General features: G+C 70.9%; 22 protein-coding genes. 6 read left to right on the top strand and 16 right to left on the bottom strand.

The genetic code is table 11. The features are described from left to right. Nucleotides 1–7: 7 nt before the first annotated feature. The 10 genes from ACFFBG_RS08395 to ACFFBG_RS08440 all read right to left on the bottom strand — a co-directional run bounded on the left by ACFFBG_RS08395 (nucleotide 8) and on the right by ACFFBG_RS08440 (nucleotide 9,170). Entirely contained in the window at nucleotides 8–1,225 is a 1,218-nt protein-coding gene (locus tag ACFFBG_RS08395; RefSeq protein ID WP_375477591.1) for a 2'-deoxycytidine 5'-triphosphate deaminase, read from the bottom strand. A 98-nt stretch (nucleotides 1,226–1,323) separates the two neighbouring features. Beyond that, nucleotides 1,324–1,533: an RGCVC family protein gene (locus ACFFBG_RS08400; protein ID WP_375477593.1), complete on the bottom strand. Its 210-nt coding sequence runs from the start codon at nucleotides 1,531–1,533 to the stop codon at nucleotides 1,324–1,326. Between the two features lie 132 nt (nucleotides 1,534–1,665). Then, nucleotides 1,666–2,835 carry an MFS transporter gene (locus ACFFBG_RS08405; protein ID WP_375477595.1) on the bottom strand — a complete coding sequence of 390 codons (1,170 nt, stop codon included), beginning with the start codon at nucleotides 2,833–2,835 and terminating at the stop codon, nucleotides 1,666–1,668. A 52-nt stretch (nucleotides 2,836–2,887) separates the two neighbouring features. Next, on the bottom strand, nucleotides 2,888–3,751 hold the full coding sequence (locus tag ACFFBG_RS08410) for an alpha/beta fold hydrolase (protein WP_375477597.1): 864 nt from the start codon (nucleotides 3,749–3,751) through the stop codon (nucleotides 2,888–2,890). 64 nt (nucleotides 3,752–3,815) lie between these two features. After that, nucleotides 3,816–4,727, bottom strand: coding sequence for an anti-sigma factor RsbA family regulatory protein (locus ACFFBG_RS08415; protein WP_375477599.1), 912 nt, complete (start codon nucleotides 4,725–4,727; stop codon nucleotides 3,816–3,818). Between the two features lie 191 nt (nucleotides 4,728–4,918). Continuing rightward, a complete protein-coding gene (locus tag ACFFBG_RS08420) occupies nucleotides 4,919–5,179 on the bottom strand; it encodes a hypothetical protein (RefSeq protein ID WP_375477601.1) in 261 nt (86 codons plus the stop codon). 152 nt (nucleotides 5,180–5,331) lie between these two features. Continuing rightward, entirely contained in the window at nucleotides 5,332–5,739 is a 408-nt protein-coding gene (locus ACFFBG_RS08425) for a response regulator (RefSeq protein ID WP_375477602.1), read from the bottom strand. Between the two features lie 31 nt (nucleotides 5,740–5,770). After that, nucleotides 5,771–7,345, bottom strand: coding sequence for an ATP-binding protein (locus ACFFBG_RS08430; protein WP_375477604.1), 1,575 nt, complete (start codon nucleotides 7,343–7,345; stop codon nucleotides 5,771–5,773). Then, the gene (locus ACFFBG_RS08435) at nucleotides 7,342–8,532 is read right to left on the bottom strand and encodes a PP2C family protein-serine/threonine phosphatase (protein WP_375477606.1); all 1,191 of its coding nucleotides are present in this window, start codon (nucleotides 8,530–8,532) and stop codon (nucleotides 7,342–7,344) included. Before ACFFBG_RS08435 ends, ACFFBG_RS08430 begins: the two co-directional genes overlap by 4 nt. 110 nt (nucleotides 8,533–8,642) lie before the next feature. Further along, the gene (locus tag ACFFBG_RS08440; protein ID WP_375477608.1) at nucleotides 8,643–9,170 is read right to left on the bottom strand and encodes a MarR family winged helix-turn-helix transcriptional regulator; all 528 of its coding nucleotides are present in this window, start codon (nucleotides 9,168–9,170) and stop codon (nucleotides 8,643–8,645) included. An 85-nt stretch (nucleotides 9,171–9,255) separates the two neighbouring features. Here ACFFBG_RS08440 and ACFFBG_RS08445 point away from each other — a divergent pair, with 85 nt between their 5' ends. Continuing rightward, nucleotides 9,256–9,816, top strand: coding sequence for a YceI family protein (locus tag ACFFBG_RS08445; protein WP_375477610.1), 561 nt, complete (start codon nucleotides 9,256–9,258; stop codon nucleotides 9,814–9,816). A gap of 28 nt (nucleotides 9,817–9,844) precedes the next feature. Here ACFFBG_RS08445 and ACFFBG_RS08450 read toward each other — a convergent pair whose 3' ends face one another. Genes ACFFBG_RS08450 through ACFFBG_RS08475 form a run of 6 tightly spaced genes read right to left on the bottom strand, consistent with a single transcriptional unit; the run spans nucleotide 9,845 to nucleotide 15,079 of the window. After that, nucleotides 9,845–10,849, bottom strand: a complete 1,005-nt coding sequence (locus ACFFBG_RS08450) for a DUF3445 domain-containing protein (protein ID WP_375477612.1) — start codon at nucleotides 10,847–10,849, stop codon at nucleotides 9,845–9,847. Nucleotides 10,850–10,890: 41 nt separating this feature from the next. Next, complete coding sequence (locus ACFFBG_RS08455; RefSeq protein ID WP_375477613.1) at nucleotides 10,891–11,856, bottom strand: PDR/VanB family oxidoreductase; 966 nt, start codon at nucleotides 11,854–11,856, stop codon at nucleotides 10,891–10,893. After that, nucleotides 11,853–12,347, bottom strand: coding sequence for a dimethylamine monooxygenase subunit DmmA family protein (locus ACFFBG_RS08460; protein WP_375477615.1), 495 nt, complete (start codon nucleotides 12,345–12,347; stop codon nucleotides 11,853–11,855). The genes ACFFBG_RS08455 and ACFFBG_RS08460 overlap by 4 nt, the downstream gene beginning before the upstream one ends. Further along, nucleotides 12,344–12,724 carry an ethanolamine utilization protein gene (locus ACFFBG_RS08465; protein WP_375477617.1) on the bottom strand — a complete coding sequence of 127 codons (381 nt, stop codon included), beginning with the start codon at nucleotides 12,722–12,724 and terminating at the stop codon, nucleotides 12,344–12,346. Before ACFFBG_RS08465 ends, ACFFBG_RS08460 begins: the two co-directional genes overlap by 4 nt. Before the next feature lie 7 nt (nucleotides 12,725–12,731). Next, a complete protein-coding gene (locus tag ACFFBG_RS08470; RefSeq protein WP_375477619.1) occupies nucleotides 12,732–13,451 on the bottom strand; it encodes a M24 family metallopeptidase in 720 nt (239 codons plus the stop codon). Beyond that, nucleotides 13,448–15,079, bottom strand: coding sequence for an amino acid permease (locus ACFFBG_RS08475; protein WP_375477621.1), 1,632 nt, complete (start codon nucleotides 15,077–15,079; stop codon nucleotides 13,448–13,450). The genes ACFFBG_RS08470 and ACFFBG_RS08475 overlap by 4 nt, the downstream gene beginning before the upstream one ends. Before the next feature lie 293 nt (nucleotides 15,080–15,372). On the opposite strand from ACFFBG_RS08475, the gene glnT reads away from it, so the two are divergent. The 5 genes from glnT (at nucleotide 15,373) to ACFFBG_RS08500 (ending at nucleotide 20,887) form a co-directional block, all read left to right on the top strand. Continuing rightward, nucleotides 15,373–16,743, top strand: coding sequence for a type III glutamate--ammonia ligase (glnT, locus tag ACFFBG_RS08480; RefSeq protein WP_375478151.1), 1,371 nt, complete (start codon nucleotides 15,373–15,375; stop codon nucleotides 16,741–16,743). Between the two features lie 73 nt (nucleotides 16,744–16,816). After that, nucleotides 16,817–17,692 (top strand): glutamine amidotransferase, encoded by an 876-nt coding sequence (locus ACFFBG_RS08485; protein WP_375477623.1) that lies wholly within the window; start codon nucleotides 16,817–16,819, stop codon nucleotides 17,690–17,692. After that, complete coding sequence (locus ACFFBG_RS08490) at nucleotides 17,689–18,393, top strand: protein glxC (protein ID WP_375477625.1); 705 nt, start codon at nucleotides 17,689–17,691, stop codon at nucleotides 18,391–18,393. The genes ACFFBG_RS08485 and ACFFBG_RS08490 overlap by 4 nt, the downstream gene beginning before the upstream one ends. Continuing rightward, the gene (locus tag ACFFBG_RS08495; RefSeq protein ID WP_375477627.1) at nucleotides 18,390–19,700 is read left to right on the top strand and encodes an FMN-binding glutamate synthase family protein; all 1,311 of its coding nucleotides are present in this window, start codon (nucleotides 18,390–18,392) and stop codon (nucleotides 19,698–19,700) included. Before ACFFBG_RS08490 ends, ACFFBG_RS08495 begins: the two co-directional genes overlap by 4 nt. Further along, nucleotides 19,697–20,887 carry an NAD(P)/FAD-dependent oxidoreductase gene (locus ACFFBG_RS08500; protein ID WP_375477629.1) on the top strand — a complete coding sequence of 397 codons (1,191 nt, stop codon included), beginning with the start codon at nucleotides 19,697–19,699 and terminating at the stop codon, nucleotides 20,885–20,887. The genes ACFFBG_RS08495 and ACFFBG_RS08500 overlap by 4 nt, the downstream gene beginning before the upstream one ends. The last annotated feature ends 82 nt before the right edge of the window (nucleotides 20,888–20,969 follow it).

The raw sequence follows: 20,969 nt of genomic DNA on the forward strand, positions 1-20,969 counted from the left end.
GACGGGCTCAGCCGGTGCGGTCGTAGAGGTCGAGTTGCACCGCCGTCGGGCCGCGCTCGGCCGCCGGGGCCGAGGACGCGGCAGCACCGCCAGGGTGGCGGAAATGTTTGCTCAGGGTCTCGGTCTGCCGCTGGTAGTTCGAGCCGATGCCCTGCCCGTAGAGCAGGGTCGGCTCCGCGAGCATCCGCTCGAAGGTGAGCTTGCAGACCCGCTGGCCGTTTTCGATCATGAACGGGACGTCGTGCGCGCGGACCTCGAGCGCCGCTGTCGAGCCGCGGAATTGACTGGCGACGTCGAAGCCGAAGCCCGGATCGAAGAAGCCCGCGTAGTGGGTGCGCAGTTCCCCGCTCGTCGGATCGTAGGCAGTCATCTCGGCGGCGAGTCCGGGCGGGATCGACACGGCCTCCCGCGACATCAGCAGGTAGAAGCTCTTGGGGTCCAGGACGATCCGGTCGCCGTCCTCTCGGCGGACGGACTCCCAGAACGCGTCCGGCTCCGCGGCGCCGATTCGCGACAGGTCCAACAGCGGCGCGCTGCCCCGCGATCGGTAGCCCACTCGGCCGTCGTCGGCCCCGCGCAGGTTGAGACTCAGAAACAGGCCGTTGGACAGCGCGAGCTGCTCGTCCGGCACCGCGAAGCCGTCCGCGAACAAGAGCGGCTGGTCGCGATGGTGATCCCGCACGTCCTGGTCGTCCAGGGCGGTCGAACCGACTGAGAGCCGGAGCTGGTTGAGCGACAGGTCCTCCCGCACGCGAACGGGGAACGACAGCGGCACGACCTCGAGGTACAGGCCGCCGCGGTAGCCGGCGGCCACTTCGTCGAAGCGCGAGCTCTCGTCCGTGATCACCCGGGTGAAGACGTCCGCCCGACCCGTGGAGCTTTTCGGGTTCGCCTTCGCGCGCACCCCCTGGGGCAGCATCAGCTGTTCCTTGAGCGGGATGAGATACGGCAGATTGGTCTCGAGGACCGCGCCCTCTCGACGAAGATCCAACTCGTCGATCGTGACGTCTTTGATCCTGCGCTCGACGGTGCTTCGGCCGGGCAGGAAGCTGCATCGGATGCGGTACGCGACCTCGCCCAATCGGAGGTCCAAGCTCGCCGGCTGCACGTTCTCTCGCGGGATCGTGTAGCCGCCCGCGTGAATCGCGCCGCTCGCTATCGCCGACTCGAGGTACTGGTTGGGCAGCACTCCCGAGGCGCCTTCGGGCAGCTTGAGTTCGACCATCACAACCCCTGTCGGCGCGGCACTGGTTCGCCGGTGCGAAGTGTAAACCGGCGCCTCGACTGCGCGAGGGCTTCATCTGCGGGCGAACGCCCGAACGTTCAGCCGGTCTTGGCGCAGATGCAGCCGCGGGTCAGCGCGCCGGACAAGGTCGCGGCGCAGAACCGCTGCGCGACGCGGTCGTGCAGGGCCGCGCCATGCGGACACACGCCGCACGAGTCGACGTCGGCGAAGATCTCGATCGCGTCCGCCGCCGTGCTCAGGGGTGTTGCCGTGCTCCGGGGTGTTGCCGTGCTCAGGGGTGTGATCATGTCAGCTCCGACGTCGCCGGGGCGGGCCGACGTGGCTGCCGACGAGCGAAGAACCTCGGTGACCCCACGGTAGCGCGGAAAACGAGGCCGACCCCAGCGGTGGCGATCCAGTCACGCAGCCGCCGGCGCACGTCACCGGCCTGCGGCGCCCTCGGCCCGCACCGGAGTGAGCGGCACGGCGGCGAGCGCGAAGACCGCCACCAGCGCGAAGCTCCAGGCGTAGCCCGCGGCGCCGACGACCAGGGCCAGCGCCGGCGCGGTGAGCACCGCGGCGAGGTTCTGCACCGTGTTCTGCACGCCCAGCGCCCGGCCGGACCACTCCTGGCCGGCCAACTCGGCGACCGCCGTGTAGCCCAGTCCGTTGTCCGCGACGGTCACCACCGCGCCGAGCGCCAGACCAACCACCACGAGCCACCAACCGGTCGCGGCGCCGAGCGCGGTCAGCAGCATGACCAACGCGCTGAGCGCCCCGAGCTGGCGCATCGGGCGCAGCCGGCTGCCGACGCGGTCCGACCACACCCCGGACGCCACCCGGCCGACGGCCCCGGCGACCTGGAAGCCGACGATCATCCGGCCGGCGACGGCGGCGTCCCAGTGCCGCTGCCCGACCAGGTACACGAGGGTGAACGTCGCGACCGCGAACTGGGGAACGACCAGCATCGTGCTCGCAAGATGCACCCGGCCCAGCTGCCTCGAGCCGCGATACGGCGAGGCCGCCGGCGCCACCCCGTCGCCGCGAGCGGGACGGGGCGGGTCGACGACCGCGAGCAGCACCGCCAGCGCCGCGAGCGCGCACAACCCGGCCGGATAGAGCAGCGCCAGGTGCACGCCGTGCGCGCGAGCCAGGGACGGGAGGGCGAGGGCAGCGAGGCCGACGCCGAGTGGCTGCGCGGTCTGCCGCGCGCCCATCGCCAACCCGCGCTCATGGACGGGAAACCAGCCCATCACGACCCGTCCGCTCGCCGCGTTGACCGACGCGCCGAAGGCGCCGGCAAGCGCCAGCAGCACGCCGAACCCGACCAGCCCAGGGGCGGCCGCCGCGGCGACGAGCACGATCGCCGCGACGCCGACCCCGCTGACGATGACGACGCGCTCGCCGTGCCGGTCGGCCACCGCGCCCCACACGATGAGCGTCAGCAGCACGCCGACGACCGGCGCCGAGACAAGCGTCGCCGCGGCGACGAGGCTCGCGCCGTCGGCGCGCAACGCCGGGACGAGCATCGGCACGCCATAGATGAACGAGGACGTCGACGCCTGCGCGAAGGTGCCGACCGCCAGCACCCACCATCGCCGCCGGCCCATGCCCGGGGACGTTAGTCGACCGTCTCGCGAGACGGGATTCGCGTCCCGGATACTAGGACGACGCGATGAAGTCCGCGACCTCCGCCGCAAACCGCGGCGCGTCCCGCCGGTGCGGCTCGTGGCTCGCGCCGGGAAACACGACGAGGCGACTGCTCGGCAAGTGCGCGTGCGCCGCGCGGGCATGCGCCACCGGGATCACCGGATCGTGCTCCGCCCAGACAAGCATCGTCGGGACATGATCGGCGAGCGTCTGCATCTCGATGAACGAGCCGCGCTGCCCGCCCGGCTCGATCACGCCGCGCAGCGCGGCGAAGAACGAGGACCGCCCCTCGGCCGTGCCGAGCGCCCGGCCGGCTCGGCGCAGGTTGACGAGATTGTCCGGCGTCAACCGCAGCGCCCGGTGCAGCCGCGGGCGCGCGTAGAACCGCAGCAGAGCCGGCCGCAACGCCGCGTCGAGCACCCGCGGCGCAACCGGCAGCGCGGCCGCACGCAGCAGGAGATGCACCTCGCGGCCCAGCCCGCCCGCAGACACGAGCACCAACCGCTGCACCCGCCGCGGGAACCGGAAGCCGAAGTGGACGGCGACGGCGCCGCCGAGCGAATGGCCGCACAGCGTCGCGGCGGGCAGGTCGAGCGCGACCATGAACGCCTCGAGCGACTCCGCGAAGTCGTCGAGCAGGTAGGGACCGACCGGCTTGGCGGACCGGCCGTGGCCGATCAGGTCGAGCGCGAACACCCGCAGGCCGCGCTCGGCCAGCGGAGCGATCGCCTTGTCCCAGGTCGCGCTGTCGGACGCGAGGCCATGCAGCAGCAGCACGACCGGACCGTCGACGGGGCCCGCCTGCTGATAGGCGATCCGCTGCCCGCCGGCAAACACCGTCTCGTGGACGATCCGCGCAGTCTCGGGTCGGGTCACGTCAGCGACCGTACAAGCGCGACACCAGGCATCGGCGTCAGGCGTTCGACCTCCGGCGTCGATCTCAGGCGTCGACGAATAGCCGCACGACAGTGCCGTCGTGCGCACACCGCACCTGGACGAGGTCGCACAGATGATTCGACAGCCACAGTCCGCGGCCCGTCGCCGCGTCCGGAGGCGGCGCGATCCGGCCGGCGAGCGGATCATCGAGCGCGCCGTCGTCGGCAACCTCGCAGACGGCCGAGCCTCGGTCGTACCACATGCGCACTCGGCAATGCCCGTGCGCGTAGCGAAGGCTGTTGGTGACGACCTCGTTCGCGGCGAGCACGAGATCGTCGACCCGGTCCACCGCGACTCCATACCTTGAGGCATGGTCGCGGACGAAATCGCGTAGCTGCAGCAGGCGCGGGCCGGCGACGTCGATCGCCGCCGCCTCGACCGGCGCGGCAGGCAGCGTCCGCGCGAACAATCGCTCCAGCAGGTGATCCTGGTAGTCGCCGTTGTCGGCCTCTTCGCCGCGCAGGACCGGATGGCTTTGCCGCATCTCTTCGAGCGTGCCGGCGTCAAGGCTTTCGGTGTCGTAGAGGCAGATGGCAGACAGCGCCCAGGACTGAAGGCGTTGGGAATTCAGAACGCTCTCGGCGAACTGCGCCTCCTCGGCCGCCGCCGGCTTGAGACCGGCCGAGATGAGTTCCACGACGCCGAGCGCGCGACGGCCATCGCCGCCGCTCTGGAAGCTGTGCAGCATTGTGATGATCCGCGACGGATTGCGCCCATGCTCGTCCGTGGCGACCATCGCGATCTCGTCTGCGTCCGGGCCGAGCGCGTCGCGCACATCGTTCACTTTGCTTTGGGCATTGAGGAAAAGCGGTCGCTCGTCGCGATCCAGCCCGTCGCGCAGGACCACCACCGACGACGCCACGAAGTGCTCATGGCCCTTGTAGGGCAGAGCCTCGTGTCGAAGTGGGTCCTGCATCCCGGTCCATAGCAGACATGCACTGCAGTACGCGCGTCTCGCACCTACGCCGAGACGGCAGGCGTGCCTTTGCCTGCGCGCGGCGACGCTACCAGCGCGGATGCCTGTCGTCCCGGTCAGGCGAAGAAAACCCTGACAGCACAGCCTTTCCGGCGCGCGAGCGTTGCCTGCGACCCTAAGCCGGGGGTCGGTCAGGCCGCAGCGCTGCGCTTGCCCGGCAGCTTGGCCGGCGTGCCCAACTCGGCGCGAGCAGCGCTCACGACGTCGGCGCCCAGGCCGAGCATCGACAGCAGCGCGCGGGCATCCTCGACATCAGTCGAGGCGGCGGCAATGATCCGCGCGGCAGAGCGCTGCTGTTGGGCATGCAGCTGTTCTTCGGCCTGAATACGGGCCAGGTCGTTGTCGGAAATGGGGCTGCCGTCGATGGACGTGCTCCCGACGCGGGCTGTCATGGCAGCACCATTCCCCGGGCTTTCCGCGATCTAACTCGCCTTCTTTGCCTAATGTGCGCCAATGCTTATGCGGCGTCGGAACCGCCCATTCGGGGCGCCGGCTATTTTCAGCCGGGGCGCTGCTCAGAAAGCCACGGCCACGGCCGATTTTGTCACTTTCCCGGCGGCAGTTGCGCGACGGTCATGAAAAAGTCGTCGATCTGTTTGACGATCTCGGTGAAATGGTCGAAGTCGACGGGCTTCGTGACGAAGACGTTGGCGTGGTGGTCGTAGCTGCGCACGACGTCCTCGCGGGCGCCGGAGGTGGTCAGGATGACGACCGGGATCGTCCGCAGGTCCGGGTCGGACTTGACCTCCGCGAGCACCTCATGGCCCGACATCCCCGGCAGGTTGAGGTCGAGCAAGATCAGGTCCGGGCGCGCGGCTTCGCCATAGCCGTTCTGCTGGCGCAGGTAGGCCATCGCCTCGTGGCCGTCCGGGACGACGACCAGCTTCGATTGCAGGCGGCCCGCCTTGAGCGCCTCTTGCGCGATCAGGACGTCGCCGGGGTCGTCTTCCACCAGCAGCACCGAAAGCGGACGGCGCGGAACCTCAGTGACGTGGTTGGGCAACCGAATTCCTCTCCGGGAGTGTGAACCGGAAGGTCGCACCCTGCGCCGACCCTACGTCCTCCAACCAAATGTGCCCGCCGTGGAACTCGACGATCCGCCGGCACAACGCCAATCCGATGCCCGTGCCGCCGTACTGATCGCGCAGATGCAGGCGCTGGAAAACGGCGAAGATCCGCTCCGCGTACTCGTGGTTGATGCCGATCCCGTTGTCGCTCGCCGTGAACAGCCACTCGTGCTTGTCCTCGTCGAGCTCGGCGGAGATATGCACGACCGGTTCCACGTCCTCGCGGCGGTACTTGACCGCGTTGCCGATCAGGTTCTCCCACAGCGACGCCAGCAGCGCGCGGTCACCGTCGACGACCGGCATCGGGGTGAGCAGCTCGATCCGCGCATTCGCGGCGGCGATGCGGTCCTCCAGGTTCGCCAGCGCGATGTCGATGTTCTCGCCGACGTCGATCTGCTCGAAGTTGTCCGTGGCGCGGCCGACCCGGGACAGCGCGAGCAGGTCGGTGATCAACATCTGCATGCGTTTCGCGCCGTCGACGGCGAAGGCGATGTACTGCCGCGCGCGGTCGTCGAGCTGGTCGCCGTACTGCCGCTCGAGCAATTGGCAGAAGTTCGACACCTTGCGAAGCGGCTCGGACAGGTCGTGCGACGCGACGTAGGCGAACTGCTGCAGATCCTCGTTCGAGCGTGCCAGCTCGGCGCCTCGCCGACGCAGCTCCGCCTGCACCCGCTCGGCGGCGGCGAGTTGGCTGGCGATCTGCTCGCGCATCGCCTCCACGTCCGAACCCAGCGACATGAGCTCGGCCGGGCCGGACGCGACGACCTGGTGTTCGGTGTCGCCCGACGCGACCTGCCGGACGTGCGCCCCGAGAAAGTCGATCGGCGCCAGCACCCAGCGCAGCAGGCCCCGCCACAGGACCAGGCCCGCTGCGATCAGCACGAGCAGCGCGAACGACACCGCGGCGAGCAACGAGAGCCCTTCGGTCGTGCGCGCGGCGCGCACGGTCGCGGTGCGCTGCCTCAGCCCGGTGAGCAGCGTCGCCGAGCGGGCGCGGACAGCGTCGAACGCGCGCTTGGACGCCAGCAGGTCCGCCGAGCCGAGCGAGCCGCCCGCCCGAATCTTCGCGAGATCGGGATCCACCACGCCGGCACGCCAGCTGTCGATAGCGGAGACGTATGCGGCCAGCTGCGCGCGCAGCGGCGCATCGCCGCCGAGATAACCGCGCAGCAAGGCCAGGTCGGCGCCGGTCGCGGTCCGCCCAGATTCGTAGGGTTGCAAGAACTGCTTCTCGTTTGTCAGGGCGTAGCCGCGCAAGCCGGTCTCTTGGTCGACGAGGTCCGCCAGGCTGCGTAGTCCGACGGCGTACGCGCGCTGCCAGCGATAGATGACCTCGTTGGTCGTCGTGGTGAAGCGGACCGCGGCGACTGCGGCGACAGCGCTGAGCGCGGCGAGGAGCACCGCCAACACCGCGAAGGCGGCGCCGAGCCGCCGGCGCAACCGCCAGCCCTGCTCGCCGGCAGGCTGGCCTCCGGTCGCCAGGCCCGTCACGCCCCGGGGGACGTGCTCAGCACCACGAGAGCCAGGTCGTCGATCGAGTCGCGCGGCGCGGCTTCGAGCAATGTGGAGATCCAGGCCCCGGCCGGCGCGCCCCCGGTGGCGCAGGCCTGCACAGCGCGGACCAGTTCGTCGACGCCGATGCTGCCGGTGGTGCCGGCCCCATAAAAGGCGTCGAGCAGACCGTCGGTGTAAAGCAGCACCGATGAACCACGCGGCAACGGGACGGTCACCTCTGGCCAGCCGCGCTCGGGCGTGCCGGGGATGTGGATGCCGAGCGGCAGGCCAACCCGCGCCTCGAGATAGCCGACTCCGCTCGGCCGGCAGACAATCGGCGCGGGGTGGCCGGCCACCCGGACCGTCATCGCGTCGTCCTCGATCGTGACGTCGCAGACGGTGACGTAGCGGTAGGTGGGGTCCATCTCGGATTTCAGCAGCCGCGCGAGCGTCGGCAGGATCTGCGCGTCGGGCGTGCCTGCGAACAGCAGCGTGCGCCAAGCGACTCGCAGGTGGACGCCGAGCGCGGCTTCGTCCGGGCCGTGGCCCATGACGTCGCCGATGACCGCGCGGATCCGGCCGGGGCTGATCTCGATGACGTCGAAGAAGTCGCCGCCGAGCACGGCGTCGTCGCGGCCCGGCCGATAATGGGTGGCGCAGCTGACCGCGTCGGTGCGCAGCATCGGCGTCGGCAGCAGCCCGCGCTCGAGGCGGGCCTGCTCGGCGGCGCTGAGGCTGATCTCGCGCAGTTGCTGCTGGGTCTGCTGGGCGCGCTTGCGTTCGATGGCGTACCGGATCGACCGCTCGAGCCGGTCGCCGCTGAGGGAGTCCTTGACCAGGTAGTCCTGCGCGCCGGCGGCCAGCGCGTCCAGGCCGTCACGCTCCTGCCGGCCGGTGAGCACGATGACCGGCACGTCGGGCGCGGCGGCCACCACCTCGGCGACCGCGTGGTACCCGTCGGAGTCGGGGAGGCCGAGGTCGAGCAGCACGCAGCCCGGCCGGTCGGCGAGCCCGCGCAGCGCGTCGGCGAGCGTGCGCGCCCAGGTGATCGAGTCATCGGCCACGCCGACCTCAGAAAGGCATGCCTGGACCAGCACCGCGTCGCCGTGGTCGTCCTCGACGAGGAGGATCGGCACGTCGGTGACCCGGACGAACGCAGGGGCAGTGGGCTCGACCACGCTCACGCGTTCCTCCTGACCGGCGGCGTCATTGCCAACGTCACGCCACGCGGGCTGAGCGTACTCAGCGCGAGCCGCCCGAGGGCGCATTCACTGGATGGATCGGCAGGCGGGTCTCAGGCTTGAGCCGCCGCGTCGCACTCGGTGGCTGAATCGGGGCAGCCGGCCTCAACGAGTCGGGCGGTGACCGCCGCGCATAGATCGGACAGAACGCCCACTTGGTCGTCGTCCAGCTGATCGAACAGATAGCGGCGCACGCCCTCGACGTGCCGGGGGGCCGCCTGCTCCACGGTCTCGCGGCCGCGTTGGGTCAGCACGACGAAGGCGCCGCGGCGATCCTCCTGGCATTCCGAGCGAGCGATGAGCCCGCGCTGGGTCATCCGCGACAGCTGGTGCGACAGCCGGCTCTTCTCCCAGCGCAACGCGCGAGCAAGCTCGAGCACGCGCATGTCGCCGGCCTCGTGCTCGCTGAGCTGGACGAGCACCGCGAAGTCGGCGGTGGAGATGCTCGAGTCTTCCTGCAGGTCGCGGTTCAGCTGGGCCATCAGCAGCGCGTGCATCTCGAGCAGCCCGCGCCAGGTGGCTTGCTCGCGGTCGTCGAGCCATCGCGGCGCCGTGGACGTCGTGAGCTCGGGCCGGTCCATGAGCCCATAATAGACATAGTTGACACATCATCAGCTCGCTGGGTACGGTCTGGTTGACCGGTCAACCAACACTTATGGAGCAGTCATGACAGCAACCATCACCGACTTCGCCGCACTCACCGGCACCTACGCCATCGACCCCGCGCACACCCGCTTCGGCTTCGTGGCCCGGCACGCGATGGTGACGAAGGTGCGCGGCTCGTTCAACGAGTTCGAGGGCACCACCACCGTCGATGGCGCGGACCTCAGCAAGTCCTCGGTCTCCATCACCCTCAAGACCGCCAGCATCGACACCCGCAACGCCCAGCGCGACGGCCATCTGCTCAGCAACGACTTCCTCGACGTCGCGAACCACCCCGAGATCACGTTCGTCTCGACGAGCATCGCGCACCAGGGCGGCGACGACTTCGAGGTGAGCGGCAACCTCACCATCAAGGGCGTCACCAAGTCGATCACCTTCCCGCTCGAGTTCACCGGCTCGGCGACGGACCCGTTCGGCAATCACCGGGTGGGCCTCGAGGGCGCGATGTCGATCAACCGCAGCGACTTCGGCGTGAACTTCAACGCCGCGCTCGAGACCGGCGGCGTGCTGGTCAGCGAGAAGGTCACCATCGAGTGCGAGATCTCGGCCATCAAGTCGGCCTGACCCACACCGCGAGCGGTGGGCGGCCAACTCACCAGCGCGTCGCCTGTGCGCGCAGCCAGTCGACGGCCACGTCCCGGTAGCGGGCCAGGCCCTTGTAGTCGGCCATGTCCTGCGGCAGCTCGGTCAGCACGGCGCAGAGGCGGCGCGTCCACTCGGGCACGCGGGCGACGTCGGCGAACGGCAACAGGTAGGTGCGGATCGGGAACAGCACCGCGTTCGACGGCGCGAGCCGCACGAAGTGCTGCACCTCGACGCGCAGGTGCAACCGCTCGCCCGCCTCGTCCGGATGCTCGACCGCGAGGCGGCGGGTGCGCCCCCACTCGTCGTAGGTCTCGGTCGACACGTCCAGCCGCGGCGTCGCGGACAGCGTCCAGTTGAGCCGCCGGTAGTCCGCGCCGGGCTGCAGCCGCAACAGGAACTGCTGGGCCCGCGGAATGATGTTCTCCGGCACCAGCCGAGGCACCGGCCGATGGATGTCGACGAAGGCCATGCCGAGGTCGAATCGCATCGACCAGTCCGCGGCGAACGTCACCAGCCCGGCGTCGGCGAACAGGGCGTCCTCGCGTTGGTCGAGCAGGACGAGGTCCTCCTGCAGCTGCGAGCCGATGAAGCGCAGCGGGTCCGTCGGCAGCGAGCTGTCGTCGCCGTAGCGGAACGCCTGGCGCACGCCGAGCAGGTCGTTGCGCCACAGCCAGCCGTCGCCGTGGCGGCGCAGCGACATCGTCGTCGGGTGGTCGGCGGCGAGGTGCCCCAGGCCCCACATCAGCGTGTCCCAGCACGCCGCGCGCATGTGCGGCAGCTCGCCGACCCGGGTTTCGTCGGCGGCCAGGATGTCGCGGCGCTGCGCGAGTTCGTCGACGTACCCGGCGTCGACGTGGACCCGTTCCGCGCCCCACGAGCCGACGGCGGTGGTGATAGCCGTGCCCGCCGGCTCCACGTTCGCGTGATAGCGGTAGCTGTCTTGGTCGAACGGGAACGGGAAGCGGCGCACCCGCGCCGGCAGCGCATCGGGCACGGTCGTTGTGTCGGGCACGGTCGTTGTGTCGGGCACGGTCGTTGCGTTGCGCACTGTGTTCACACCACCACCTCCAACAGGTCGTCGAGCCCGCGGGACACGCAGGGAAGCAGCTGGTCTCCGCTCGTCTTCTCCGCCTCGGACAGGTAGAGGTCGCGGTGCTCGACGCGACCGGCTCGCACCGGCACGAGGCACTCGCCGCACACGCCCTGCCGGCAGCGGAACGGCAGCGAGTGGCCGTTGCGCTCCAAGGCCTCGAGCAGGCTGACGCCCGCCGGGACGTCGTAGCTGGCCGCGCCCACGCGAACCCGGAACGGCCGGCCGGCGTCGAGCACGTCTGCGGTGAACCGCTCGGCGTGCAGCCGGACAGCCGGCCAGCCGGCCGCTTGCGCGGAGTCCAGCACCAGATCGGTGAACGCCGCCGGCCCGCACACGTACAGGTGCGTGCCCAGCGGCTGCCCGACGAGCGCGGCTGCCAGCTGCCCGGAGAAGGTGCCGCGATCGGGCAGCTCGACGAGCCGCGGGCCGCACATCGCGCGCAGCTCGGCCACGTGCGCGGCGACCCGATAGCGGTACAGCAGCGTGTACGGCCGGCCCCACCGGTGCGCGGCGCGGACGTGCGACATCAACGGGGTGACGCCGATCCCGCCGGCGATCAGCAAGTGATGCGTGGCGGCGGCCACCGGCGCGAAGGCGCTGCGCGGCGGCGAGGCGCGCACCGCCTCGCCGACGCGCCGCTGGTGCAGCCAGCGCGATCCGCCGCCGCCGTCCGGCCGGTGCAGCACGCTGATCCGGTACGTCTCGGGCGCCACTCCGTCGTCCAGCAACGAGTAGGCGTTCGGCCGGCCGCCGCAGTCGACGACGAGGTGGCTGCCCGGCACGTACCCCGGCAACGACGAACCCGGCAACGACGTGCCCACCCCGTCGAGCGTGCCCGCCGCGGCGAGCGTCAACGTGCGCACCGGTCCTGAGTCGACGATGTCGCGGACGGCGAGGTCGAGCTCGGCCGCTGCGGCCGGCGTCATCCGACGTCCTCGGCGTCGGCCTGAAAGGCCAGGTACGAGCCCGACCGCGCTGACAGGTGCGCGAACACGAGCAGGCAGCGGCCGCACCCGCCACAGGGCGCCACGTCCTCGACCTGCGCGTCGACGATCGACGTCGTCGCGCAGTGCGCGCAGTAGATCCGCCGCTCGCGCGCCGAGGTCGCGAATAGCGTCAGCTCGGCGTCGGCGAGACCGGCCGCGCGGCACCGCGCCGCGGCGGCCAGCACATCTGCCTCCGGTCCGGCGATCAGCACCCGCAGCCCGACCGTGGCGTCGCGCAGAGCGGCGTCGAGCGCACCGGCATCCCCCGCGGCGTCGACCTGCCAGCACGGCCGGCCGAGCCGCGCGATCTGCCGCGCCCAGCGCCGGGTGACCGAGCAGTCGCCGCCGACGACGCCGAACGTCCGGCCGGAGACGTCCACGTCGGGCGGCTCGACGCCCCAGCGGGGGACGGCGGCGTGGTCGGCGATCACGGAGCGAAGGAACGGTGCCCGACGTAGAACGCGAGGCCGCGGTCCGGCGTGGAGAACAGGATGCGCGAGCCGCGGGGGAAGAAGATGGCGTCCTTCTCGCGCGCGATCAGCACCTGCCCGGTCTCCTTGTTCTCCAACCGGAACTCGCCCTCCAGGACGATCTTCATCTCGTCGTAGTCGTAGTAATAGTCGAGCGGGCCCTCGGTGTGCCGCAGCTCGAAGTACCCCGACGCCATCGGGCAGCCCTCGGGGTTGGCGTACACGTCGCCGATGAACCCGAGCGTGCCCGGGTAGTCGGCGGCCATGCTCGGCAGATCGCGCCACGCGCCGGAGGTGACGCGGAACGGCGGGACGCTCGTGCGCTCGACAGCGGTCATCTCAGCCTCAGTCGATCGTGAGCAGCTGCTCGAAGAAGCCGCCGATCTCGCGCTCGCGGTCGACGAAATGGATCTCGCAGATCCAGTGCCGTGGCCTGCCGTACGGATCGATCGAGCGCAGCACGGTGTCGTTGGCGGGCAGCACGTAGGACTCGATCTCGTCGTCGTCGAGCTTCTCGTGCGGGAACTCGCCGAGCAGGTGGCCGGCGATCGAGCCGCCGAACTGCCACCCGCGCGACGTCGCCTGCTCGACTGCGAAGGCGTACAGCTGCGCGCCGGTGCACTCCGGGGTCGCGTCGAAGAAGGCCTTGCAGGCGTGCCAGCCCTCTTCGATGTCGGCTTTGATCTTCAGCTTCAGCGGGTCGTCGCCCAGGACGAACGTGCGGCCGAAGTCGGCCTCCCACTCGGCGAAAATCGGGCCGAGATCGAGGAAGACGATGTCGTCTTCCTCGATCACGCGCACCGGCGGGTTGTCGTCGTAGGGGTGCAGCGTGTTCCGGCCCGCGCGCACCACCCGCTTGTGCCAGTAGCGGGTGACGCCGAGCTGGTCGGCCGCCAGCGATTTGATCTCGTTGGACAGCTGCACCTCGTCGACGCCGGGCCGCACGAGCCCTTCGGCGTCGATGCGCTCGAACAACGCCCGGGCGTTGTCCTGGGCCCCGCGCAGCTCGTGCTCGCGGGTCTGCGCCGTCGCGTCCGGAGCCGGATACGGATCGGTGAGCGTCACGCCTGCGCTCCGATCGGGTCGTCGTGCTTGTGGCCCAGCGGCGGGACCTCGGTCTCGACGTCGAGCGGCTCGCCCGTCACGCTCCACTTGGGACCGGTGAACCAGTGCCGCGCCGACAGGAACCAGCTCAGCGTCGCGTAGCCGAGCACGACGCCGACCGCGATCGGCGCGTAGTTGAACAGCGACCACTGGAACTTCCCGCCGACGTGCAGGGTGCCCTGCGGCAGCAGGAAGGCCGCGCAGATGACGACCGTCCACACGAGGGCCAGCACGTTCACCAGCTTCGACCACCGCCCGAGCGACCACGACCCCACGACGAAGTCAGAGCCGCGCATGAGCCGCAGCAGCGTCGGCAGCGCGAACGAGATGGTGAACGCGACGACCGCCACCGAGACCACCGCGTTGAAGGCCACCGGCACGCCGGAGGCGTTCGTCTTGAGCGACGGAACGCCGAGCACGAACGAGAACACGACGGCGAACCAGATCGAGTTGGTCGGCGTCTTCGTGCGCGGGTTGATCCGGTGCCACAGCTTGTGGCCCGGCAGCGCGCCGTCGCGGGAGAACGCGTAGATCATCCGCGAGTTGGCGGTGACGGACGCGAGGCCGCAGAAGAACTGCGCGACGATGCCGATCACCACCAGCAACTCGGCGACGTGGCGCGACAGGACGTCGAGGAACAAGTTCGCCGAGGCGGCCGAGCCGCTTGCGGACAGGTCGCCGTAGGCGGTGCTCGAGACGCCGCCCGGCAGCGCGTAGCACAGCGCGAACAGCAGCACGAAGCCGGCGACCGCCGACACCACGATGGACATGACGATCCCGCGCGGCCCGGCCTCGTGGGCGTTGCGCGTCTCCTCCGACAAGTGGGCGGACGCGTCGAAGCCGGTGATCGTGTAGGCGCAGACGCCCAGGCCGACGATGGAGATCCACAGCCCGGAGCCGTGGAACCAGGTGAGGCCGGTCGAGTTGACGTAGGAGGTGAACACCGAGGTGAAGCTCTGGTGCTTGTCCGGCAGCGCGAACAGCACGACGACGATGACGCCGGTGCCGATTAGGTGCCACCACACGCTGATGTCGTTGAAGATCGCGACCAGCCCGACGCCGAAGGTGTTCATCAACCCGTGCAGCGCGAGCACGATGCCGTAGATCATCAAGATCTGCCACGGCCGGGCCGCAAACGACGGGGCGATCGTCAGCTTGATGAAGAAGCCGATGAAGTTCGCCAGCCCGAAGTCGATGCTGGCGGTGACCGCCACCTGCCCGAGCAGGTTGAACCAGCCGGTGTACCAGGCCCACGCCGGCGCGCGTTTGCGCGCGAGCCGGGCCGACCAGTAATAGAGGCCGCCGGCCGTCGGGTACGCCGAGCAGATCTCGGCGAGCGAGAAGCCGACCATCAGGATGAACGCGCTGGCCACGACCCAGTCGATGAGCATGATCCGCGGGCCGCCGGCGATCAGGCCCAGCCAGAACGTCTGCAGGACGCCGGTGATGATCGAGATGATCGTGAACGACACCGCGAAGTTCGAGAACCCGCCCATGCCGCGCTTGAGCTCCTGCTGGTAGCCCAGCTCGTTGAGCCGCTTCTCGTCGGCGTCCGCCAGGGGCGGGCCCGACAGCGTGCTTGAACTCACTGCTGCCTCCGGAAAAAGTCTGTGCGAGGGGATGATCGACCCGAGACGGCCTCGTCGCCTGTCCGGAAACCTTGACCACCGGTAGGAAACAAGCTCTTTGTTTCGACGGAGTGACAAGCCGGTCAACGCGGTGCGACGCCTGAGACTGGCTCGGGAACTCGCGGCGCACGCCCGTGCTCGGCGTCGGCTAATCTACTGTCAGGCAGCATCGTTTACTGATAAGAAACAGCGATCCGCGCCGCTGCGGGCGCAGCCCACGTGTCCACCGCTCCTTCGAGGAAGCCGCGATGACAATGCTCGACGACACCCGGCACGTGCCTGACGCGCCCTCGCCCGGCGTCTCGCCCGCCCGCTCGCTGCGGGAGATGGCCGAGGCCGACGGCACGAAGCACCTGCTCGCCACCTTCAGCACGCTGGTCGGCAAGCCGTGCGCCAAGCTCGTGCCGGCGCGCGCGGCGGACATGCTGCAACACGAGGGCGTCGGCTTCGCCGGCTACGCCGCGGGCGCGCTCGGCCAGACGCCGCGCGACCCGGACGTCATGGCGCTGCCCGATCTCGCCTCCTACACGCCGCTGCCGTTCCTGCGGCCGGGGCTGGCGATGGTGCACTGCGACGCGCACGTCGAGGGCGCGCTCCACCCGTTCGCGCCGCGCAACATCCTGCGCGCGATGGTCGATCGCGCGGCGGCGCTCGGCCTACAGGTGCAGGCCGGCGCCGAGGCGGAGTACTTCCTGCTGCGTCGCGCCGCCGACGGCAGCCTGGCCGTCGCAGACGACCGGGACGACGCGGCGCAGCCGTGCTACGACGTGCGCGGCGTGACCCGGATGTTCGACCACCTCGCCGCCGTCACCGAGGCGATGGACGAGATGGGCTGGGAGCCCTACGCCAGCGACCACGAGGACGGCAACGGCCAGTTCGAGCAGAACTTCGCCTACAGCGACGTCCTGACGACCGCCGACCGCGTCCTCACACTGCGCTACCTGATCCACATGCTCGCCGAGCAGCGCGGCATGCTCGCCACCTTCATGCCCAAGCCGTTCACCGACCGCACCGGCACCGGCCTGCACCTGCACCTGTCGCTGTGGCGCGACGGGTCGCCGGTGTTCCCCGCCCGCGGGGCCGACCGGCACGGCCTGGGCCTGTCCCCCGAGGCCTACGCCTTTCTCGCCGGGGTGCTCGCGCACGCGCCCGGCCTGCACGCCCTCATCGCGCCGACCGTCAACTCCTACAAGCGCACCGGCGCGGCCACGACGAGCTCCGGCGCAACCTGGGCGCCGCCGCGGGTCGCCAGCTACGGCGGCAACGACCGCACGCACCTGGTGCGCGTGCCGGACGGCAACCGCTTCGAGCTGCGCGGCGCGGACGGCTCGGCCGATCCGTATCTCGCGGCCGCGGCGGTGATCGCGGCCGGGCTCGACGGCCTGGAACGCGACCTGGACCCGGGCGCGCCCGGCGAGCGCGACGGCGGCGCCGCGTTGCCGCGAACGCTGTTAGACGCCGTGCACGCCTTCGAGAACGACGACGTGCTCACCGGCGCGCTCGACGCGGTCGATCCCGCGGCCGGCGTCGCGGCGTACTACGCGAACCTCAAACGCGAGGAGTTCTACACCTGGCACAACCAGGTCACGCCGTGGGAGATCGAGCACTACCTCACCGCCGTCTGAGTCCATATTTGCTAAGTCCATACCTGCTGAGCCCATTCACTGCTGAGTCCACACCTGAAGGGATGGTCCGCCCATGTGCGGCATCGCCGGTCTGCACTTGCGCCACGACACGTTGCGTCCCCGCCTCGGGACCCTGACCGCCGGCATGCTGCGACAGCTCGCCGACCGCGGCACCGACTCCGCCGGCGTCGCCGTGTACGGCGACCCGCGCTACGTGTCGCCGCCCGGCGGGACCACCGTCGGCGTGCTCGCCGCGCCGGGACAGCTCGCCGCGCTGAGCGAGGTGGCCGAGCTCGTGCCGGCCGGCCCCACCACCGTCGTCCGGTCCGCGCTCGACCCGGACAGCCTGCTGGGCGCGGTGCGCGAGGCCGTCCCGGACGCCACGATCACGAGTTGGGGAAGCGACAGCGTCGTGCTCAAGGGCGCCGGCCACCCCGCCGCGCTCATCGACGCGTTCGGCGTCGACGCCGCCACCGGATGGCAGGCGGTCGGCCACACGCGGATGGCGACCGAGTCGGCGGTCACCGCCGCCGGCTCGCACCCGTTCTCGGCCGGCGCGGACATCTCGTTGGTGCACAACGGCTCGTTCAGCAACCACGCGACGATCCGCCGCGAGCTGATCGCCGACGGCGTGCGCTTCGACAGCGACAACGACTCCGAGGTCGGCGCGCGCTTCATCGCCCATCAGCTCGCCGGCGGCGCTGACCTGGACAAGGCGCTGCGGCTGCTCTGCGAGCGTTTCGACGGCTTCTACACCTTGCTCGTCACGACCGCCGACTCCTTCGCGGTCGTGCGCGACGCCATCGCCTGCAAGCCCGCTGTCGTCGCCGAGACCACCGAGTGGGTGGCGATGGCGTCGGAGTACCGGGCGCTCACCGGCCTGCCGGGCATCGAGAACGCGCTGATCTTCGAGCCCGAGCCTGAGGAGGTCTACACGTGGAAACGATGATCGAGGGAACCGTCAGCGAGACGCAGGTCGACCTGCGCTCGGACTCGACTAGCGAGCTGAACCAGGCGCTGCACCGCGCCGGCGACGGCAGCCGGTGGCGGATCGCGCATCCGGACGGCCGGCACAACCTCGCGGTCGGGCTGACCGCCGAGATCGACGTGCGGATCGACGGCCAAGTGGGCTACTACTGCGCCGGCATGAACCAGCGCGCCCGCGTGCTGGTCGAGGGCAGCGCGGGCGTCGGGGTCGCCGAGAACATGATGTCCGGGTCGGTGCGCGTGCGCGGCAACGTGTCGCAGTCCGCAGGCGCGACAGCGCACGGCGGCCTGCTCGTGATCGACGGCAACGCCGGCGCGCGCTGCGGCATCTCGCTCAAGGGCGCGGACATCGTCGTCGGCGGCGACGTGGGACACGTCAGCGCGTTCATGGCGCAGGCCGGGCGGCTCGTCGTCTGCGGCGACGCCGGCGACGCGCTGGGCGACTCGGTCTACGAGACCCGGATCTACGTGCGCGGCCGGGTCAAGTCGCTCGGCGCCGACTGCGTCGCCAAGCCGATGCGGGACGAGCACCTCGCCGAACTCGCCGAGCTGCTCGGCGCGGCCGGCTTCGACGCCGCGCCGGCCGAGTTCACCCGTTATGGATCGGCTCGGACGCTGTACAACTACCACGTCGACGACGCCCGTCAGGAGCAGCGGCCATGAGCGACCCACGCGGCGCGCGGCTGTCCGCGAGCTTCGACCAGGCGACGATCGCCGAGATCCAGCGGGCGGCGACGACCGGCGTGTACGACATCCGCGGCTGGGGCGCGAAGCGGGCGCTGCCGCACTTCGACGACCTGCTGCTGCTCGGCGCGAGCATGTCCCGCTATCCGCTCGAGGGCTACCGCGAGCGGTGCGACACCGAGGTCGTGCTCGGCGACCGGCACGCGAAGTTCCCTCTGCGGCTGGCGACGCCGGTCACGATCGCCGGCATGAGCTTCGGCGCGCTCTCGGCCAACGCCAAGGAGGCCCTCGGCCGCGGCGCCAGCGAGGTCGGGACGTCGACCACCACCGGCGACGGCGGCATGACTGCCGAGGAACGCGAGCACTCGAAGACCCTCGTGTACCAGTACCTGCCGTCGCGGTACGGGATGAATCCCGACGACCTCCGCCGGGCCGACGCCATCGAGATCGTGCTCGGCCAGGGCGCGAAGCCCGGCGGCGGCGGGATGCTGCTCGGGCAGAAGGTGACCGAGCGGGTGGCGGGCATGCGGACGCTGCCCGTGGGGATCGACCAGCGCAGCGCGTGTCGGCACCCGGACTGGACCGGTCCCGACGACCTGGCGATCAAGATCCTGGAGCTGCGCGAGATCACCGACTGGGAGAAGCCGATCTTCGTCAAGGTCGGCGCCTCGCGCACCTACTTCGACGTGAGCCTGGCGATCAAGGCGGGCGCCGACGTCGTCGTGCTCGACGGCATGCAGGGCGGCACCGCCGCGACGCAGAGCGTGTTCATCGAGCACGTCGGCATCCCGACGCTGGCCGCGCTGCCGCAGGCGGTCGAGGCGTTGCAGGAGCAGGGCATGCACCGCAAGGTCCAGCTCGTGGTGTCGGGCGGGATCCGCGGCGGCGCGGACATGGCGAAGGCGCTCGCGCTGGGCGCGGACGCGGTGTCGATCGGCACCGCCGCGCTCGTCGCGCTCGGCGACAACGACCCGCGTTTCGAAGAGGACTACCAGCGGCTCGGCACCACGGCGGGCGCCTTCGACGCCTACCACAGCGGGCAGGACCCGGCGGGCATCACGACCCAGGACGAGACGCTCGCCGCCCGGCTGGACCCGGTGCTCGGCGGCCGGCGGGTCGCGAACTTCCTGAAGGTGATGACGCTCGAGGCGCAGACGCTCGCCCGCGCGTGCGGCAAGGCGCACCTGCTGCACCTCGAGCCCGAGGACCTGGTGGCGCTCACCGTCGAGGCGGCGGCGATGGCCCGGGTGCCGCTCGCCGGGACGAGTTGGGTGCCGGGGCGGTGAGCGCGTCGCGTTCGGCCGACGTAGTCGTCGTCGGCGGCGGGATCGAGGGCTTGGCGACCGCCTGGGCGCTGACGAGCCGGGGCGTGCGCGACGTGGTCGTCCTCGAGCGCGGCTCGCTGGCGTCGGCCGGCACCGGCAAGTCCAGCGGCATCGTGCGCTGCCACTACGGCGTGCCGTCACTGGCCGCGATGGCCCTGCGCGGCACCGAGGTGCTCGAGCAGGCGCGTGACCTGCTCGACGCCGACGTCGGCTTCGCCCAGGTCGGCTACGTCGCCGCGGCCGGGCCGGAGAACGCCGACCCGTTCCGGGCCAGCGTCGCCGCCCAGCAGCGGCTCGGCGTCGACACCCGGCTCGTCGACGCCGACGACGTCCGCGGGCTGTGGCCGCACGCGCGGCTCGACGACTTCGCGGTGTTCGCCTACGAGCCGCGCGGCGGATACGGCGACGCCTACTCGACTGCGATGGCCTACGCGGCGCAGGCGCGACGATCCGGCGCGACGATCCGGCCGGGCACGCCGGTGGCCGAGCTGGCCCTCGCCGGCGACCGGGTCGCAGGGGTGCGCACCGCGGGCGGCGAGCTGATCAGCGCCGGCGCCGTCGTCGTGGCGGCCGGGCCATGGACGCCGAGCCTCGTCGCCGAGCACGGGGTGCACGTGCCGCTGGTCGTGCACCGCGAGCCGATCCTGCTCGTCGACCCCGGCCGGCCGCTCGGCCCCGTCCCGGTGCTGTCCGACCTCGTCCGACTGCAGTACATCCGGCCGGAGCCGTCGGGCGAGCTGCTGCTCGGCAACAGCGATCTTGCCCAGCTCGAGCCGGCCGACCCGGACGACTACCGCAACGGCGCCGACGACGCGCACGTCGAGACGGCGGTCGCCAAGTTCGCGCACCGCTTCCCCACGCTCGACGCAGCCTTGATGTCGTCCTACGCCGGCTGCTACGACGTCACGCCGGACTTCAACCCGGTCATCTCCGCGACGCCGGTGGACAGCCTGTTCATCGCGGCCGGCTTCAGCGGCCACGGCTTCAAGATCTCCGCCGCGGTGGGCGAGTTGCTCGCCGACCTGGTGCTCTACGGCGAGAGCCGGGCGCCCGCCGTGCCGGCGTCCGACTTCCGGCTCAGCCGGTTCGCCGACGGCGACCTGACCGTCACCGCGCATCCCTACGCGGGCGCGGGTCAGCTGCGATAGGCGCAGCTCAGCGGCGAAACGCAGAGTCGGCCGTACGATTCGCTGCGTGACGACGCCGGAGACGACGGCCGGCAACGGCCAT

This window comes from uncultured Jatrophihabitans sp., assembly GCF_964251945.1.
Taxonomy (GTDB): Bacteria; Actinomycetota; Actinomycetes; order Mycobacteriales; family Jatrophihabitantaceae; genus Jatrophihabitans.

Excerpts from the sequence above, each read along its gene's own strand:
- ACFFBG_RS08395 (WP_375477591.1), bottom strand. The coding sequence starts at position 1,225 with ATGGTCGAACTCAAGCTGCCCGAAGGCGCCTCGGGAGTGCTGCCCAAC.
- ACFFBG_RS08400 (WP_375477593.1), bottom strand. The coding sequence starts at position 1,533 with ATGATCACACCCCTGAGCACGGCAACACCCCGGAGCACGGCAACACCC.
- ACFFBG_RS08405 (WP_375477595.1), bottom strand. The coding sequence starts at position 2,835 with ATGGGCCGGCGGCGATGGTGGGTGCTGGCGGTCGGCACCTTCGCGCAG.
- ACFFBG_RS08415 (WP_375477599.1), bottom strand. The coding sequence starts at position 4,727 with ATGCAGGACCCACTTCGACACGAGGCTCTGCCCTACAAGGGCCATGAG.
- ACFFBG_RS08420 (WP_375477601.1), bottom strand. The coding sequence starts at position 5,179 with ATGACAGCCCGCGTCGGGAGCACGTCCATCGACGGCAGCCCCATTTCC.
- ACFFBG_RS08440 (WP_375477608.1), bottom strand. The coding sequence starts at position 9,170 with ATGGACCGGCCCGAGCTCACGACGTCCACGGCGCCGCGATGGCTCGAC.
- ACFFBG_RS08445 (WP_375477610.1), top strand. The coding sequence starts at position 9,256 with ATGACAGCAACCATCACCGACTTCGCCGCACTCACCGGCACCTACGCC.
- ACFFBG_RS08455 (WP_375477613.1), bottom strand. The coding sequence starts at position 11,856 with ATGACGCCGGCCGCAGCGGCCGAGCTCGACCTCGCCGTCCGCGACATC.
- ACFFBG_RS08465 (WP_375477617.1), bottom strand. The coding sequence starts at position 12,724 with ATGACCGCTGTCGAGCGCACGAGCGTCCCGCCGTTCCGCGTCACCTCC.
- glnT (WP_375478151.1), top strand. The coding sequence starts at position 15,373 with ATGCTCGACGACACCCGGCACGTGCCTGACGCGCCCTCGCCCGGCGTC.
- ACFFBG_RS08485 (WP_375477623.1), top strand. The coding sequence starts at position 16,817 with ATGTGCGGCATCGCCGGTCTGCACTTGCGCCACGACACGTTGCGTCCC.
- ACFFBG_RS08490 (WP_375477625.1), top strand. The coding sequence starts at position 17,689 with ATGATCGAGGGAACCGTCAGCGAGACGCAGGTCGACCTGCGCTCGGAC.
- ACFFBG_RS08495 (WP_375477627.1), top strand. The coding sequence starts at position 18,390 with ATGAGCGACCCACGCGGCGCGCGGCTGTCCGCGAGCTTCGACCAGGCG.